The 17,944-nt window shown below is 49.7% G+C and carries 19 protein-coding genes and 1 riboswitch; all 19 genes read left to right on the forward strand.

Annotated elements, in window-relative coordinates:
* The first annotated feature begins 13 nt into the window (after positions 1-13).
* On the forward strand, positions 14-1,204 hold the full coding sequence (locus tag HZS85_RS02160) for an acetyl-CoA C-acetyltransferase (protein ID WP_214852588.1): 1,191 nt from the start codon (positions 14-16) through the stop codon (positions 1,202-1,204).
* A complete protein-coding gene (locus HZS85_RS02165) occupies positions 1,201-2,985 on the forward strand; it encodes an acyl-CoA dehydrogenase family protein (RefSeq protein ID WP_214852591.1) in 1,785 nt (594 codons plus the stop codon). Before HZS85_RS02160 ends, HZS85_RS02165 begins: the two co-directional genes overlap by 4 nt.
* A gap of 75 nt (positions 2,986-3,060) precedes the next feature.
* Positions 3,061-3,513 (forward strand): DinB family protein, encoded by a 453-nt coding sequence (locus tag HZS85_RS02170; RefSeq protein WP_214852593.1) that lies wholly within the window; start codon positions 3,061-3,063, stop codon positions 3,511-3,513.
* Between the two features lie 34 nt (positions 3,514-3,547).
* Positions 3,548-3,910, forward strand: coding sequence for an arsenate reductase family protein (locus HZS85_RS02175; protein ID WP_214852602.1), 363 nt, complete (start codon positions 3,548-3,550; stop codon positions 3,908-3,910).
* Positions 3,911-3,974: 64 nt separating this feature from the next.
* Complete coding sequence (gcvH, locus tag HZS85_RS02180; protein WP_023469168.1) at positions 3,975-4,358, forward strand: glycine cleavage system protein GcvH; 384 nt, start codon at positions 3,975-3,977, stop codon at positions 4,356-4,358.
* Between the two features lie 98 nt (positions 4,359-4,456).
* Entirely contained in the window at positions 4,457-4,738 is a 282-nt protein-coding gene (locus HZS85_RS02185; RefSeq protein WP_023469167.1) for a thioredoxin family protein, read from the forward strand.
* 538 nt (positions 4,739-5,276) lie between these two features.
* Complete coding sequence (locus HZS85_RS02190; RefSeq protein ID WP_214852604.1) at positions 5,277-5,915, forward strand: class I SAM-dependent methyltransferase; 639 nt, start codon at positions 5,277-5,279, stop codon at positions 5,913-5,915.
* 3 nt (positions 5,916-5,918) lie between these two features.
* Positions 5,919-6,383, forward strand: coding sequence for an S-ribosylhomocysteine lyase (locus HZS85_RS02195; RefSeq protein WP_023469165.1), 465 nt, complete (start codon positions 5,919-5,921; stop codon positions 6,381-6,383).
* Positions 6,380-7,303, forward strand: coding sequence for a PLP-dependent cysteine synthase family protein (locus tag HZS85_RS02200; protein WP_023469164.1), 924 nt, complete (start codon positions 6,380-6,382; stop codon positions 7,301-7,303). The genes HZS85_RS02195 and HZS85_RS02200 overlap by 4 nt, the downstream gene beginning before the upstream one ends.
* A complete protein-coding gene (locus HZS85_RS02205) occupies positions 7,296-8,462 on the forward strand; it encodes a bifunctional cystathionine gamma-lyase/homocysteine desulfhydrase (RefSeq protein ID WP_214852605.1) in 1,167 nt (388 codons plus the stop codon). The genes HZS85_RS02200 and HZS85_RS02205 overlap by 8 nt, the downstream gene beginning before the upstream one ends.
* A 57-nt stretch (positions 8,463-8,519) precedes the next feature.
* A riboswitch (SAM riboswitch) is annotated at positions 8,520-8,624 on the forward strand.
* Positions 8,625-8,702: 78 nt separating this feature from the next.
* Positions 8,703-9,725 (forward strand): methionine ABC transporter ATP-binding protein, encoded by a 1,023-nt coding sequence (locus tag HZS85_RS02210; RefSeq protein ID WP_214852607.1) that lies wholly within the window; start codon positions 8,703-8,705, stop codon positions 9,723-9,725.
* The gene (locus HZS85_RS02215) at positions 9,722-10,387 is read left to right on the forward strand and encodes a methionine ABC transporter permease (RefSeq protein WP_023469161.1); all 666 of its coding nucleotides are present in this window, start codon (positions 9,722-9,724) and stop codon (positions 10,385-10,387) included. The genes HZS85_RS02210 and HZS85_RS02215 overlap by 4 nt, the downstream gene beginning before the upstream one ends.
* Before the next feature lie 32 nt (positions 10,388-10,419).
* Complete coding sequence (locus tag HZS85_RS02220) at positions 10,420-11,253, forward strand: MetQ/NlpA family ABC transporter substrate-binding protein (RefSeq protein ID WP_214852609.1); 834 nt, start codon at positions 10,420-10,422, stop codon at positions 11,251-11,253.
* A 79-nt stretch (positions 11,254-11,332) separates the two neighbouring features.
* The gene (locus HZS85_RS02225; RefSeq protein WP_214852611.1) at positions 11,333-12,583 is read left to right on the forward strand and encodes an MDR family MFS transporter; all 1,251 of its coding nucleotides are present in this window, start codon (positions 11,333-11,335) and stop codon (positions 12,581-12,583) included.
* Positions 12,584-12,716: 133 nt separating this feature from the next.
* Entirely contained in the window at positions 12,717-13,502 is a 786-nt protein-coding gene (sufC, locus tag HZS85_RS02230; RefSeq protein WP_023469158.1) for a Fe-S cluster assembly ATPase SufC, read from the forward strand.
* Positions 13,503-13,520: 18 nt separating this feature from the next.
* Positions 13,521-14,798: a Fe-S cluster assembly protein SufD gene (gene sufD, locus HZS85_RS02235; protein ID WP_056062861.1), complete on the forward strand. Its 1,278-nt coding sequence runs from the start codon at positions 13,521-13,523 to the stop codon at positions 14,796-14,798.
* 1 nt (position 14,799) lies between these two features.
* Positions 14,800-16,023: a cysteine desulfurase gene (locus HZS85_RS02240; protein WP_214852613.1), complete on the forward strand. Its 1,224-nt coding sequence runs from the start codon at positions 14,800-14,802 to the stop codon at positions 16,021-16,023.
* On the forward strand, positions 16,013-16,447 hold the full coding sequence (sufU, locus tag HZS85_RS02245; protein ID WP_035406013.1) for a Fe-S cluster assembly sulfur transfer protein SufU: 435 nt from the start codon (positions 16,013-16,015) through the stop codon (positions 16,445-16,447). Before HZS85_RS02240 ends, sufU begins: the two co-directional genes overlap by 11 nt.
* A gap of 36 nt (positions 16,448-16,483) precedes the next feature.
* Complete coding sequence (gene sufB, locus HZS85_RS02250) at positions 16,484-17,881, forward strand: Fe-S cluster assembly protein SufB (RefSeq protein ID WP_023469154.1); 1,398 nt, start codon at positions 16,484-16,486, stop codon at positions 17,879-17,881.
* Positions 17,882-17,944: the final 63 nt, after the last annotated feature.

Below are 17,944 nucleotides of genomic sequence, written 5' to 3' on the forward strand. Positions count from 1 at the left end.
TGGGGGGATTCGGATGAAGGAAGCAGTAATCGTCGCCGGTGCACGGACACCGGTCGGAAAAGCAAAAAAGGGCGCATTCAAGTCAATGCGCTCGGATGAATTAGCAGGCATCGCCATCCAGGAAACGTTGAAACGGTCCGGTTACACGGGAGCGGTCGATGACGTCATCCTCGGATGTGCCTTGCCGGAAGCGGAACAAGGCATGAACATCGCTCGTTACGCTTCGGTCCTCGGTGGTTTATCACACGAGGTACCGGCAATCACGATCAACCGGTATTGCTCAAGTGGATTACAATCGATCGCTGACGCGGCAATGAAGATCATGACGGGGCAAGCAACTGCGGTCGTCGCCGGAGGACTTGAATCGATGAGCCAAGTCCCGATGCCGGGTCACGTCGTCCGACCTAATCCGTCGATCGTCGACACGGCACCGGAATACTACATGAGCATGGGGCATACAGCGGAGCAAGTCGCTGCGACCTACAATGTCTCACGAGAAGATCAGGATGCTTTTGCGTTGAAGAGTCACCAAAAAGCAGCGGCAGCAATCGCAGCCGGTAAGTTTGCTGACGAGATCGTCCCGGTAACGGTGACGGAACAATTCGTCAATGATGAACTAAAAATCGAAGAGAAGACATTCGTCATCGAGCACGATGAAGGCGTTCGCCCGGATTCGTCACCGGAAGGTCTCGCGAAACTTCGCCCAGCGTTCCGTCTCGGCGGAAGCGTCACGGCAGGGAACTCTTCGCAGACGTCAGATGGTGCGGCTGCCGTCCTCGTCATGGAACGAGAAGAAGCAGAACGCCAAGGGTTACCGATTCTCGGGAAGTTCAAATCGTTTGCGGTCGGTGGTGTCCGTCCGGAAGTGATGGGAATCGGACCAGTCGTTGCGATTCCGAAGGCACTGGACCTCGCAGGCATCACGCTTGAGGACGTCGGTTTGATCGAGTTGAACGAAGCGTTCGCTTCTCAGTCGCTCGGTGTCATCCGCGAGCTTGGATTAAACGAAGACATCGTCAACGTCAACGGTGGAGCGATCGCCCTCGGTCATCCACTCGGTTGTACAGGAACAAAACTCACATTGACGCTCTTGCATGAAATGAAACGCCGGAATGTCCAGTATGGTGTCGTCTCGATGTGTATCGGTGGCGGAATGGGCGCAGCAGGCGTATTCGAATTAGTTGAAGGAGGAACAGGACAATGAGCCAAACGACAAACGAATTAATCAAAGGTGGCAGTTTCGTATTAGATGAGTTAGCACCAGAACGTCTCTTCACACCAGAGGATTTCTCGGAAGAACACAAAATGGTCGGTGACATGACAGCGAAGTTCGTCGAAGATCGTGTCGTTCCAGTCCTTGATCGAATCGAAAAACACGAGTTCGAATTATCAGTCGGTCTCCTCCGTGAAGCAGGCGAGCTTGGTCTACTCGGCGCAGACGTTCCGGAAGCATACGGCGGCTATCAGATGGATAAGATTTCGTCTTCAATCATTACTGAAAAATTCGCACGTGGCCGTTCATTCGCCCTCAGCTACGGCGCACACGTCGGAATCGGTTCGTTGCCGATCGTCTTCTTCGGTAACGAAGAGCAAAAGCAGAAATACTTGCCGAAACTCGCTTCAGGGGAGTGGATCGCTTCGTACGCATTGACAGAGCCAGGCTCTGGTTCAGACGCTCTCGGTGCTAAAACGACAGCTGTCTTGAATGAAGCTGGCACGCACTACATCCTAAACGGTGAAAAACAATGGATCACGAACGCTGGTTTCGCAAGCTTGTTCGTCGTCTACGCAAAAATCGACGGCGACAAGTTCACAGCCTTCCTCGTCGAAGGATCGTATCCAGGCGTCTCGACAGGCGTCGAGGAACAGAAGATGGGAATCAAAGGATCATCGACACGGACGTTGATCTTACAAGATGCAGAAGTACCGGTCGATAACATTCTTGGTGAGATCGGACGCGGTCACGTCATCGCCTTCAACATCTTGAACGTCGGTCGTTACAAATTAGCTGTCGGTGCTGTCGGTTCGTCAAAACGAGCGATCGATCTTGCAGTCCAGTACTCGAATGAACGTAAACAGTTCAAGACACCGATCAGCTCGTTCCCATTGATTCAAGAAAAACTCGCGACGATGGCAGCACAGACGTATGCGATGGAAAGTTCAGTCTACCGGACGGGTGGTCTGTTCCAAGACAGTCTCGATCAGTTGTCAGAAGAAGAGAGCAAGGACGGTAAGAAAATCGCCGATGCAATCGCTGAGTACGCGATCGAATGCTCGATGAACAAAGTCTTTGCTTCGGAAACATTTGATTATGTCATCGATGAAGCGGTTCAGATTCACGGTGGTTACGGCTTCATGGCAGAATACGAAGTCGAGAACATGTACCGCGATTCACGGATCAACCGGATCTTTGAAGGAACGAACGAGATCAACCGTCTCCTCGTACCAGGAACATTGCTGAAGAAAGCGATGAAAGGCGAGTTACCATTGCTTGCGGAAGCACAGCGTCTGCAACAAGAAGTGATGAGCTTCATGCCGACTGACATCGGAACAGCGCCACTCGATCGCGAACGTCACTTACTTGCGATGATGAAGAAAATCTTCTTGTTGACTGCCGGAACAGCGGTCCAGAAATACCAGGACAAACTCCAAGGCGAGCAAGAGATCTTAGCGAACACAGCCGACATCATGAGTGCAATCTATGCGCTTGAGTCAGCGATCGTCCGGACGGACAAAGCGATTGCCGATAAAGGCATCGAGAAGAGCGAACTGAAAGTCCGTTATACGGAAGTCTTCGCGCAACAAGCATTCGAAGCTGTCGAGCGTGACGCGAAAGAGACTCTCTACGCGGCAGCAAGCGGCGACGAACTCCGGATGTTGCTCTCGGCACTCAAAAAATTCAGCCGTTATCAGCCGATCAACGTCATCGGTACGAAACGCGTCATCGCAAAACGCCTCATCGAATCAAACAAATATACGGTATAAGTCAGGTTTACCGCTTCGCCTTTGCAGGGAAAATCTCTGTAAAGGCGAAGTTTTTGGTTGAGGAGGGAAAACGAGATGCGCCAAGAATTGGTTGAACTGCAATTTGCGATTGCCTACTATCAATCCCTTGAACGTTTGTCGCCAGAAGAATGGAATCTGCCGCTTGCCCTGAACAAGTGGACTGTCCTTGAGTGCGTCAGTCACCTCTATTTATGGGACCGGTTTTATTATGATCATGCCATCTCGAAGTTACCGGACGAACCGCTGACACTCGTCGAGACGGATTTTGATCAGTTCAATCGATTGGCGGTCGAGTATGCGCATCATATCGATCCGCTTGCCTTACTGAAGAAAGCGATCAGTGTCCGGCGTGATATCGTCGATCACCTCAATCGTCTGTCTGATGAGCAATTTGAAGCGACCTATGAGGATTTTCGACCGCAAGCCTTCGTCGAGTCGTTCGTCGTCCATGACGCCCATCATCAAGATCAGATCGACGGGACGCTCGCACGCTTGAAGCAGAAGTGATCCATCTGCTACTCTTGGAAGTGAGGTGATGAACATGACAACAACAGTCACGATGTACGGCTACCCGAAATGTAGTACGTGCGTCAAAGCAAAAAAAGCACTCGAACAACACGGTGTCGAAGTCGATTACAAACATATCGTCGAGGAAACACCATCTGCTGCAACGATTCAGGAACTTCATCAAAAGAGTGGAGAGCCACTGAAGAAATTCTTCAACACGAGCGGTCAATCATACCGTTCGCAAGGCATCAAGGACAAACTCCCTGAGTTATCAGAAGACGAGCAATACAAGTTGCTCGCAAGTGACGGCATGTTGTTGAAGCGTCCGATCGTTACAGATGGAAAAGAAGTCACGATCGGCTTCAAGGAAGAAATGTATCAAGGAAAATGGTATTAAGTTCAGAGTCGATTTTGGTATACTGAACACGTTAGTCCAAATTAGTCCACAGGGGGAATCGGAAATGAGTCAAGTAAAAGACAACTTACGCTATTCGGAAGAACATGAATGGGTCGAAGTATCAGGAAACAAGGCGCGCATCGGAATCACGGATTTCGCGCAACACGAACTCGGGGATATCGTCTTCGTCGAATTGCCTGAAGTCGGGGATACGATCACAGCAAACGAGCCATTCGGTTCAGTCGAGTCGGTCAAGACAGTCTCGGAATTATACGCACCGATCTCTGGTAAAGTCGTTGCCATCAACGAAAACCTTTCGGATTCCCCAGAACTCGTCAACGAGTCACCATTCGAAGGCGCTTGGATGGTCGACATCGAAATCGAAGATGCTTCACAAGTCGAGGCATTGATGGACGCTGCGGCGTACAAATCGATGATCAACGAGTAATACTTAACGAAAAGAGAGTGAACGAAGCGCTTGCGTTTCGTCCGCTCTCTTTTTTTTGTATACTGACGACAGATGCCACGAAGAAAGGAGCGACCGTCATGCAAGAGGTCACGACCGTCCCGGAAAACGGGCTATTGTATGTCTATGCACCGATGTGCGGGACATGCGCCATCGCGGAGCGTATGCTCGATATCGTCGAAGCGACGGAATCAGGTCAATCGATTCAGAAGGCGAATGGGAATTTCATTCCGGATTTCTTAGAAGAAGCCCGTGTCATGAGTGTTCCTGCGTTGTTGCGAATTGAAGAAAATCAAGTCGTAGAGCGACTTTATGCTTTCCAGTCCGTTCAAAACGTCTTTGCTTTCTGTCAAGAACGGTAAGAAAAGTCCGACTGGATTTTTCTTTTTGTTAAATTGTCGGAATATTTACAATAATCCGTTGACAACGACGAAATATGAATGGTATATTCATAACAACTTCTAGAAATGCATTATAGGAAGTCTAGCAGAGATGATCGTTCAATACGATTCAAGTCCTGAACCCTTTCTCCCATCCTAAGCCGGTGTATTGTTTCCCCTTAAGTCGTCCCCCAAAGACGAAGCGGTGCAATGAACGGGTGGTGGATCGAAAGGACCGATCAGGAAGTGAACGTAAGCTGGCGATCATGTCGAACAGGCGCCGTCCTCCACGCGGAAGAGCGAACAATTCCGAATGGAGCTGGGTTTTCCTTCGTAGCATTTCTAACCACATTATTCGTGTTGTCGGTTCGCCGGCAACGCCTTTTTTTGTTTTCTGGAAGTTTTTCGAGCCGGTCGCTTGCCAGGATGGAATCTCCTTGCTACAATGCGAATAAGGAAAATTACTTTAATTCATATCCGATTACTCGGAATTAACTGGTGAGATGGAGGACGACAAGGCATGACAGTACGTTTTATGGATGTTTTCACAGAATGGGCATCAACGTATGACGAGACAGTAACCGGACACGATCCGGAATATAAAGAGGTTTTTCGTCGATACGATGAGATTTTGGATACAGTAGCGGATAAAGCGCAGTCGCCGGTCATTGAATTCGGAGCAGGCACAGGGAACCTGACACAACGTCTTCTGGCACGTCACGACGCCGTACTCGCCGTCGAACCAAGTCCGGAGATGCGGGCAATCCTGACGGAAAAGATTCCGTCGCTTGATGTACAGGATGGTCACTTTCTCTCGTTCGAGGCGAAGGAAGCACGTAGTTTTGTTTCGACGTATGCGTTTCATCATCTAAAAGATGAGGAAAAGGGAGAAGCAATCGAACTGATGGCATCACATTTACCGGCAGACGGAAAAATCGTCTACGCGGATACGATGTTCGTCTCAGAAGAGGCACGCCTGCAAACGATTCGCGAAGCACGCGCTCAAGGGTTCGATGCGTTAGCGGACGATCTCGAACGCGAGTTTTACCCGTTGATTCCAGTCATGGAAGAATTGTTTACAGCACGGGGATTCACTGTTAACTTCACACAATACAATCACTTCGTCTGGCTCGTAGAAGCCGAGAAAATGGGGGAATAAATCATGGCACTTCAAAAAATGAACGTCGAAAGCTTTAACCTGGATCACACGAAAGTCAAAGCACCTTATATCCGTGTCGCGGGTTATAAAGAAGGTAAAGTCGACCAAGTCGTCAAATACGATATCCGTTTCACACAACCAAACGTTGAGCAAATGCCGATGCGTGCGATGCACACACTCGAGCACTTACTTGCTGAAAACATCCGCAACTACTCGGATGATGTCATCGATGTCTCGCCGATGGGATGCCAAACAGGTTTCTACATGGCGATGATGAACTTCGACTCTGTCGAAAAAATGAGCGAACTCGTTGAGAAGACGTTGAAAGACGTCCTTGCAGCAGAAGAGATTCCAGCGCAAAACGAAGTCCAATGTGGATTTGCGAGCGCACATGACCTCAAAGGAGCGAAGCACTATGCCGAGAAAATGCTTGCCGGTCGTGATGAATGGGACATCGTCTTCGGATGATCGCGAACAACGTCCGCGACCTCGTCGGAAACACACCACTCTACGAGATCACTTCATTCGATTTGCCTGCTGGTACGCGCATTTTGGCGAAGCTCGAATGGATGAACCCTGGGGGCAGCGTCAAAGACCGCCTTGGCATTCAACTCGTTGATGCAGCAATCGAAAACGGACATGTGACACCAGGCGGTACGATCATCGAGCCGACAGCCGGGAATACCGGCATCGGCTTGGCGCTTGCCGCTAAAAAATATGATCTTCAAGTCATCTGTGTCGTTCCGGAAAAATTCAGTCAGGAAAAACAGACGTTGATGCGGGCACTCGGCGCAACCGTCGTCAACACGCCGACTGAACTCGATATGCAAGGGGCTATCGACCGGGCAAAAGAACTCGGTCAGGAAATTCCGAACAGTTACGTTCCGTTACAATTCGAAAACGAAGAGAACCCAGTCACGTATCAGCGGACACTCGGTCCTGAGCTGATTGCGGACTTGCCGCACATCGACTGGTTCGTTGCCGGTTGTGGTTCAGGTGGTACGTTCGCCGGAACAGCGGACTTCTTAAAACAACGTCTCGGTACAAAAGCAGCGATCGTCGAACCGGAAGGCTCCGTCTTAAATGGTGGTCCAGCCGGTCCGCATAAGACAGAAGGCATTGGAACAGCGAAATGGCCAAGTCTCGTTCCGCGTGAACTCGTCGACGAGATTCATACGATTTCTGACCGCGATGCATTTGACGCGGTTCATACACTCGCTGCTCGCGAAGGATTACTCGTTGGTAGTTCAGCAGGTGCAGCGCTCGTTGCTGCGCTTGATATCGCGAAGCGTCACCCCGGCAGTACGATCGTCACCGTCTTCGCAGACAGTGCCGAACGCTACTTAAGCCAACAAATCTTTGAAAAGGTGGACGAAACTCATGCGTAAGAAGACAGCATTGATTCATGGAGGAACAGGTGTCGACCGGGCAACAGGAGCCGTCACACCTCCGATCTATCAAACAAGCACATACAAGCAGGATAAAATCGGTCAACTTAAGGACGGATACGAATACTCACGGACAGCGAACCCGACACGGACGAGCATCGAACGATTGATTGCGGATCTCGAGGGCGGCGCACGTGGTTTTGCCTTCGGTTCTGGGATGGCAGCGATCCATGCCGTCTTCCACTTGCTTGAGTCTGGCGACCACATCGTTATGACGGATGACGTCTACGGTGGTACGTTCCGCTTGATGCAACGCGTCTTACCAAAGTTCAACATTCAAGTGACATTCGTCGATACGACGGACCTTGCGGCAACGGAAGCAGCGATCCAAGACAACACGAAGATCGTCTACGTCGAAACACCGACGAACCCGTTATTGAAAGTAACGGACATCGCAGCGATCGCAACGATCGCCAAACGTCACGATCTTAAACTCGTCGTCGACAACACGTTCGCGACTCCATATCATCAACAACCACTCGCGCTCGGTGCAGACATCGTCTTGCACAGTGCGACGAAATACATCGGCGGACACTCGGACGTCGTCGCTGGACTTGTCGTCGTTAAAGATGATGTGCTCGGCGAAGAGTTGCATTTCATCCAAAACTCGACAGGCGGCGTGCTTGGACCGCAAGACAGCTTCTTGCTCGTCCGTGGTCTTCGTACGCTCGGTATCCGGATGGATGCAATCGAAGAGACAGCACATGATCTCGTTGCGTTCCTACAAGCGCAAGATATCGTCTCGAACATCTTCTACCCAGGACTTGCATCGCACCCTGGTCACGACATCCAAGCGAAACAAGCGACTGGATTTGGTGGGATGATCAGCTTTGATGTTGGTTCAGCAGCGAACGCAGAAAAACTCGTCGAGGCGACACATTTCTTCACACTCGCTGAGAGTCTTGGTGCCGTCGAGAGCCTGATTTCCGTTCCGGCACGGATGACGCACGCGTCGATCCCAGCAGAACGTCGGGCAGAACTCGGCATCACGGACGGTCTCGTCCGGATTTCAGTTGGACTTGAGGATGCGGAAGATTTGAAAGAAGACTTAACACGTGCTTTCACGTTCCTCGAAAAAGTTTCTGAAAAAACTGTTTGACAACAAAAATAACCCCTGCTAATATTCAGAATATATTCTACAAACTTAATACCGAAACTCTTATCGAGAGTGGTGGAGGGACTGGCCCGATGAAACCCGGCAACCGCGGATCTAATCCGAAGTGGTGCTAATTCCAGCAGACAAAAGTCTGGGAGATGAGAGCAAATGGTTTTGTGTACTGAAAAGTGCGCGCGTTTGCTCTAAAACGCGCGCACTTTTTTTATTTTAGGAGGGACAGTTGTGATTCGTTTACAAGACGTAGGAAAGATTTATCGCTCAAAGCGCGGAGCGGTCGAAGCTGTCGCGAATGTCGATCTGACAATCGAACGCGGTGAAATTTTTGGAATAATCGGTTATTCCGGAGCAGGGAAATCGACCTTGATCCGATTGTTGAATATGCTCGAAGCACCAACGAGTGGTTCGATCCAAATCGATGGTGTTGAGATGACATCACTAAAACCAAAGGAATTACGAGGCGTCCGTAAGAATGTCTCGATGGTCTTCCAACATTTCAACTTATTGTGGTCACGAACAGTTGAAGAGAACATCATGTTCCCACTCGAGCTCGGTGGCTTCCCGAAAGCACACCGCAAGGAACGGGTAGCGGAACTGATCCAACTCGTTGGTTTGGACGGACGCGAAAAAGCCTATCCGTCACAATTATCGGGTGGTCAAAAACAACGTGTCGGTATCGCTCGGGCACTGGCATCGAACCCGGACGTTCTCTTATGTGACGAGGCAACAAGTGCACTCGATCCGAAGACGACGGACTCAATCCTTGAGTTACTCGTCGACATCAACCAGAAACTAAAACTGACGATCGTCTTGATCACACACGAGATGCACGTCATTCAAAAAATCTGTCACCGGGTCGCTGTCATGGAAGCCGGTAAAATCGTCGAGCAAGGACCGGTTGCAGAAGTCTTCCGTCATCCGAAGCAAGCGATGACGAAGGAGTTTGTCAAACAATTGACGTCGCCGTCGGAAAACGAGTTGACGTTCGCGAAACTACGCGAACGGTACCCAACCGGAAAAATCGTTCAGTTGACGTTCGTCGGATCAACAGCGGAAAGCCCGATCCTCGCGGAAGTCATGAAGGATTCACCGGTCCTGTTTAATATCATCGGCGGAAACGTCGGTCAATCGCAGGAAGGGGCACTCGGTACACTGTTCATTCAGTTGATCGGGGAAACAGCAGCAACACAAGCGGTCATCACGAAGCTTCAAGCCAGTGATGTTGAAGTGGAGGTGGATCACCGATGATTTCATTCTTTGACAACCTAGACTGGGACATGGTGTGGGAAGCGACAGGCAGTACCGTTTATATGACGGCAATCGCTGGGGTTTCGACATTCGTCCTCGGTTTGATCATTGGTTTACTATTGTATGCGACAAACGAAGAATTATTGTTCAAGAATCGGGCGTTTTATTCAGTGTTGAGCTTGGTCGTCAACGTCTTCCGTTCGATTCCGTTCATCATCTTACTGATCTTATTGATTCCATTTACGACAGCGATCGTCGGTTCGTTCCTCGGACCAACGGCAGCATTACCGGCACTGATTTTCGGTGCTGCACCATTTTACGGTCGGATGGTTGAACTCGCGTTACGTGAAGTCGATAAAGGTGTCATCGAGGCAGCGGAATCGATGGGGGCGACGAAGTTCCAAATCATCTATAAAGTCTTAATCCCGGAAGCGTTGCCTGCCATCGTTTCTGGTATCACGGTCACACTCGTCTCACTTGTCGGTTATACGGCAATGGCCGGAGTAGTCGGCGGAGGTGGACTTGGGGACATGGCCTTCATCGAAGGATTCCAGCGTTCTCAAAACGATGTCATCGTCATTGCGACACTCTTAATCTTAGCGATCGTCTTCGTCATCCAAATCATTGGTGATTTGCTGATCCGTGCGATTGATAAACGTTAATTCAAATTTTATTCATATTGGAGGAATCATTCATGAAAGTTTGGAAAAAATTCGTAGGTACTGCCGCTGTATCCGTCTTAGCAATCAGCCTTGCTGCATGTGGTGAAAAATCATCAGGATCAGGTAGCGACGATAAAACACTCGTCATCGGTGCTTCAAACGTACCGCACGCTGAGATTCTTGAGCACGTCAAAAAAGAATACGAAGCAAAAGGTTACAAGCTTGAAATCAAGAAGTTCCAAGATTACGTACTTCCGAACAAAGCGCTCGCTTCAAAAGAAATCGATGCGAACTACTTCCAGCACGTACCGTATCTTGAGCAACAAGAGAAAGAAAACAAATCGTATAAGTTTGCGAACGCAGGTGGCGTCCACGTTGAACCACTCGGTATCTACTCGAAGAAATACAAGTCACTCGATAAGTTGCCAAACGGTGCAACGATCTTAACGAGCTCAAACGTCGCGGAACGCGGTCGTGTCTTGACGTTCCTTCAAAACGAAGGGTTGATCAAACTCAAAGACGGTAAAACGACAGATGCACAACTCGGCGATATCGCGGAGAACCCGAAGAAACTTAAGTTCAAAACGAACATCGAAGCATCGCTTCTTCCGCAAGCTTACAAAAACAATGAAGGCGACGCCGTCCTCATCAACACGAACTATGCGATCGATAACGGTCTGAACCCGTTAAAAGACGCGATCGCATCAGAAGATGAGTCTTCACCATACGTCAACATCATCGTCACACGTGACGGCGATGAGAAAGACAAGCGTGTCACGACACTTCTCGATGTCTTGCACGAAAAGAAAAACCAAGATTGGATCCTCGACAAGTACAAAGGTGCAGTCGTTCCAGTCAGCAAATAAGTTTACCGAATCCGGCATCCTTCCTATATAATGGAAGGATGCTTTTCATTTGTCTGAAACAGGGGTTAGGGGGAATCATATGCAACGCATTCGTCAACTGCATCCGTTGACACTCGGGGTCTTGTTCGGGACGTTTTTCTCACGTCTCGGAACGTTCATCACGATGCCGTTCTTCGCCATCTACATGACGACCGTCCTGAAGTTTGATCCGGTCGATGTCGGCTGGGTCCTCAGTATCTCAGCGATTGCCAGTCTCGTCATGAGTTTCATCGGCGGTACACTGTCAGACCGGTATGGTCGGCGGGCGATGATGCTCGCTGGAACGATTGGGTTCGCGATCGTCTTCATCGCACTGGCACAAGTCGAGACATTCTGGGCGTTCTTCATCCTCAGTGCCTTGAACGGGGTCTGTCGTTCGATTTTTGAACCATCCGCCCGTGCCTTGATCAGTGATACGACGGATGAAGCGAACCGATTGTTCGTCTTCAATATCCGTTACGCGATGATCAACATCGCGGCAGCAATCGGACCGGGAATCGCTTTACTGCTGAGTGCGGGGAACACGTCCGCGACGTTTTACATCACGGCGTTCGTCTATATCGTGTACGGCGTGATGATCGGAATTTTATTCAAACGTCATCCGATCACCGAGACACACGGTGGCAAGAAAGTCTCGTTCGGAGCGACGATTCGTCTGTTGCGGACGGATATCGCCTTTACACTGGCACTTGCCGGCATCATCTTCGGGGTCTTCGGCTACAGTCAGTTCAACTCGACTTTGCCACAGTTCTTGACGGAGACGTCACTCCTTGAAGGCGGGAAGACACTTTATGCGATCTTGATTACGATCAATGCGATCACCGTCTTGATCGTGCAATATCCGATCATGAAGTTCGGTGTCAAGACGTCACCGCTCGTCTCGATCACGACCGGAATTGCGACCGTCGCTGTCGGATTGTTCATCATCGGTAATGTGAGTTCGATTTGGCTGATGGTCGTCGCGATGGTCATCTTCACGTGCGGCGAAGTCATGATGTTCACGATGACTGATATCTTGACCGATCGGTTCGCAAAACCAGAATTACGGGGCAGTTATTTCGGGGCAATGGGCTTGACGTCGATCGGACAATCAATCGGTCCAATTGCCGGCGGACATTTATTAAGTTTATATGGAGCGGACCGTCCGTTACCGATTTTCGGGATTTTAGCGGGCTTGACATTATTCGGAATACCACTGCTCCTACTGTCACAACGGATTCATCGGACTTCGACGATCGAGGAACTGGAGGAACCGGTGAAACTTTCGAATGATTCTCAACAAAACGCATGATTTTGAGAAAAAACAACGAGCGATGACGCTTGAATAATACGCCATGTTTCTTTAAGATTAGAATGATACTAAATTAGTAACGCTCGTGTTCTGAATCGTCAGTCACGAAATGAATAGATGGAGGGATTCTAACATGAAGGCTTCACACTTGAAGATTGAAGATCTACACGTCGCGATCGACGGCAAGGAAATCTTGAAAGGCGTCAACTTGGAAATCAAAGGCGGGGAAATCCACGCGGTCATGGGACCAAACGGGACAGGTAAATCAACACTCGCATCAGCATTGATGGGTCACCCATCGTACGAAGTGACATCTGGTTCAGTCACACTCGACGGCGAAGACGTCCTCGACATGGAAGTCGATGAGCGCGCACAAGCAGGTATGTTCCTCGCAATGCAGTACCCAAGCGAAATCAGTGGTGTTACGAACTCGGACTTCCTTCGTTCAGCGATCAACTCGCGTCGTGAAGAAGGCGATGAAATCTCACTCATGAAATTCATCCGTGAACTTGATTCACAAATGGGACTTCTCGAGATGCCTTCAGAAATGGCACACCGTTACCTCAACGAAGGTTTCTCTGGTGGAGAAAAGAAACGTAACGAAATTCTTCAGATGATGATGCTTAAACCAGCAATCGCGATTCTCGATGAAATCGATTCAGGTCTTGATATCGATGCACTTAAAGTTGTTGCGAAAGGTGTCAACGAAATGCGTTCACCTGAATTCGGCTGCTTGATCATCACACACTATCAACGTCTCTTGAACTATATCGAGCCAGACTTCATCCACATCATGATGGGCGGAAAAATCGTCATGTCTGGTGGTAAAGAACTCGCACACCGTCTCGAAGCAGAGGGTTATGACTGGGTTAAAAAAGAACTCGGCATCGAAGACGTCGAAATCGAAACAAAAGCGTAAGACGAGGGAGGAAGCATGATGACTGTAGAACTGAATCTTGCAGTAAATCGCGAGGCAGTGGCAGAACGTGCGACTCGCTTAGGGGAACCATCTTGGATGGTCGCAAAGCGTCAAGACGCGCTTGATCTTGCCCCAACGCTCGCATTGCCAAAAGTAGAAAAAATCAAGATCGAAGGCTGGAACTTCACAGAAGGTACGACGGAACTTGAAACCGTCACTGGTCTTTCTTCAGATATCGAAGCATTGATCGGCGAAAACCGTGATCACATGCTCGTCACACGTAACGGACAACTTGTCCACGCGCAAAACAGTGAAGCGTCGAACGGCGTCATCTTCACGACGCTCGAAGACGCATTAAAACAACACCCGGAACTCGTCGAGAAGTACTTCATGACGGAAGGTGTTCAAGTCAACGAAGATCGTCTTGCGGCATTAAACGCAGCACTTCGTAACGGCGGTACGTTCCTTTATGTACCAAAAGGCGTCAAGCTGTCTGTACCAATGCAAGCGATCTACACGCTTGAGCAATCAGGCGCTGCCCTTTACCATCACGCAATCATTGTCGCAGATGCTGACAGCGAATTGACGTATATCGAAAACTTCGTCTCTTACGGTGACGAAGCGCATAACGTCAACGTCGTCACAGAAGTATTCGTCGAAGACAACGCAAAAGTTCTCTTTGGTGGTGTAGATACACTATCTAAGGGTGCCATCACGTATATGAACCGTCGCGGTGTCGTCAAACAAGGCGCGAAGCTCGAATGGGCACTCGGTCACATGAATGACGGTCACACGGTTACAGAAACAAAAACACACCTCGTCGGAAACGATTCGTTCTCAGATACGAAAGCCGTTACGGTCGGTCGTGGAGAGCAAAAACAAAACTTCAACGTCCGGACGGACCATTTCGGTAAAGGATCAGAAGGTTTCATCTTGATCCACGGTGTCCAAAAAGACGCAGCAACATCGATCTTCAACGGAACGTCGATGATCCATCACGGCGCTTCGAAATCAAACGGCGTTCAAACGGAACGTGTCCTCATGTTGTCTGAAAAGGCACGTGGTGATGCGAACCCAATCCTCTTGATCGATGAGGATGACGTCATGGCAGGACACGCGGCATCTGTCGGTCGTGTCGATGAACTACAACTCTACTACTTGATGAGCCGTGGCCTTTCACGGAAGGAAGCAGAACGCCTCGTCGTTCACGGATTCCTCCAGCCGGTCGTCTCGGAACTTGCGATTGACTCGGTGAAAGAACGTCTCGTTCAAGTCATCGAAGGGAAAGTAAACTAATATGGGAATCGATGCATCCATCCGCAATCAGTTTCCGATCCTCGACCAACAGGTCAACGACCGGAAACTCGTCTATCTCGATAGTGCGGCCTCTTCGCAGAAGCCGCTCGTCGTCATCAATGCGATTGACGACTACTATAAGACGATTCATTCGAATGTGCACCGTGGCGTCCATACGCTCGGAACACGAGCGACGGATGCGTACGAAGGTGCGCGTGAGAACGTTCGTCGTTTCATCCAGGCGCAACACCATGAAGAAATTATCTTTACCCGCGGCACGACGACGGCGATCAACATCGTCGCGTCAAGCTACGGTATGGAGCATGTCGAAGAAGGCGACGAAATCGTCGTCACGTACCTCGAACACCATGCGAATCTCATTCCGTGGCAACAAGTCGCTAAACGCAAAAAAGCGAAGTTGAAATACGTTGATTTGACAGCGGATGGTCGCGTGACGGTCGAAGCGGTCGAAGCACAACTGTCTGACCGGACGAAAATCGTCGCGATGGCACACGTCTCGAACGTTCTCGGGACAATCAATCCGATCAAAGAAGTCGCTCGTCTTGCGCACGCTCGAGGAGCCGTCATGATCGTCGATGCCGCGCAAAGTGCACCGCACCAACGGATTAATGTCATGAATCTCGATTGTGATTTCCTCGCCTTCTCTGCACACAAGATGTGTGGTCCGACAGGCGTCGGTGTCCTTTACGGGAAAAAGGCATTACTCAATGCGATGGAACCTGTTGAGTTCGGTGGCGAAATGATTGATTACGTCGGTCTTGAAGAGTCGACATTCAAACCGTCTCCATATCGTTTCGAAGCGGGTACACCGATCATCGCAGGCGCTGTTGGTTTATCGGCAGCGATTGATTTCTTAGAAGAGATTGGTTTAGAGAACGTCGAAGCACACGAACGTGAACTCGCGCAGTATGCGATGGCACAAATGCGTGACATCGACGGACTAACGATTTACGGTCCGGAAGAACGCGTTGGACTCGTCACGTTCAATCTCGGTGATGTCCATGCACATGACGTCGCAACCGTCCTTGATATGCAGGGAATCGCGGTTCGCGCCGGTCATCACTGTGCACAGCCCCTGATGCGTTGGCTCGGAGCGAGCTCGACGGCTCGCGCTAGCTTCTATCTCTACAACACGAAAGAAGAGGTTGACGCACTCGTGACAGGACTTCGCCAAACGAAGGAGTATTTCAGTCATGGATTTTAACAATCTCGATCACTTGTATCGTCAAGTGATCATGGATCATTATAAAACTCCCCGAAATCGCGGTGCGATCGAGGGGGGCGTCACGATCGACATGAACAATCCGACGTGCGGCGATACGATTCGTCTCCAGCTCGCGATTGAAGACGATGTCGTCCGTGATGCGAAATTTGACGGGGAGGGCTGCTCGATCAGCATGGCGTCTGCTTCAATGATGACGCAACTCGTCAAAGGTAAGACTATCGATGAAGCCTTACGACTCGCGGATATCTTTTCGGACATGGTCCAAGGAAAAGACTATGACGACGAATCGTTCGACCTCGGGGACGTCGAGGCACTCTCGGGTGTCACGAAATTCCCGGCACGCATCAAATGTGCGACACTTGCCTGGAAGGCGCTCGAACGCGGCGTAGAAGAAGGGAAGTAAACTTCGGTCACAAGCAAGTAAGAGGAGGAAATGAACATGGCAAAGAACATGCCGGAAATTGGCGATTATAAATATGGTTTCCACGATCGCGATATCTCGATCTTCCGTTCTGGACGTGGCTTGACGACTGAAGTCGTCGAAACGATCTCGAAAATGAAGGAAGAACCACAATGGATGCTTGATTTCCGTTTGAAATCACTCAAGATCTTCAACGAACAAGCAATGCCAGCGTGGGGTGGCGATCTCTCAGAATTGAACTTCGACGATATCACGTACTACGTCAAGCCGTCTGAACGTGCAGAGAAATCGTGGGATGAAGTACCAGAAGAAATCAAACGTACGTTTGATAAGCTCGGTATCCCAGAAGCAGAGCAAAAATACTTGGCAGGTGTCTCGGCTCAGTACGAGTCAGAAGTCGTCTACCACAACATGAAAGAAGACCTCGAAGAAATCGGTGTCGTCTTCAAAGATACAGATACAGCCTTAAAAGAAAACGAAGATATCTTCCGTGAGTACTTCGGAAAATTGATTCCGCCAACAGACAACAAGTTCGCAGCCTTGAACACAGCGGTCTGGTCAGGTGGATCGTTCATCTACGTACCAAAAGGCGTTAAAGTCGACACGCCGCTTCAAGCCTACTTCCGGATCAACTCGGAAAACATGGGTCAATTCGAGCGGACGTTGATCATCGTTGATGACGAAGCATCGGTTCATTACGTCGAAGGATGTACAGCACCGGTCTACACGACGAACTCGCTTCACTCAGCGGTCGTTGAGATCTTCATCAACAAAAACGCTTACTGCCGTTATACAACGATCCAAAACTGGGCGAACAACGTCTACAACCTCGTTACGAAGCGTGCGATCTGTGAAGCTGGCGCAACGATGGAATGGGTCGATGGTAACATCGGTTCGAAACTGACGATGAAATACCCAGCCGTCATCCTCAAAGGTGAAGGTTCACGTGGTATGACATTGTCAATCGCAATCGCAGGTAAAGGTCAACACCAAGATGCGGGTGCGAAGATGATTCACTTAGCACCGAACACATCGTCGACGATCGTCTCGAAGTCGATCTCAAAACACGGTGGTAAAGTCACGTACCGCGGTATCGTTCACTTCGGACGTAAAGCGACAGGTGCACGTTCGAACATCGAATGTGATACGCTCATCATGGATAACCAATCGACGTCGGATACGATTCCGTACAACGAAATCCTCAACGATAACATTTCGCTCGAGCACGAAGCGAAAGTCTCGAAGGTCTCGGAAGAGCAATTGTTCTACCTCATGAGCCGCGGGATCTCACAAGAGGAAGCAACGGAAATGATCGTCATGGGCTTCATCGAGCCGTTCACAAAAGAACTTCCAATGGAATATGCGGTCGAAATGAACCGTCTCATCAAGTTCGAGATGGAAGGTTCAATCGGATAATTCGTCTTACTCTCTCATCTGCGGATGAGGGAGTTTTTTCATGGTTGGAGGAAAACGGGTATA

It is taken from the genome of Exiguobacterium sp. s130, from assembly GCF_018619055.1.
In the GTDB taxonomy this organism is placed as follows: Bacteria; Bacillota; Bacilli; order Exiguobacteriales; family Exiguobacteriaceae; genus Exiguobacterium_A.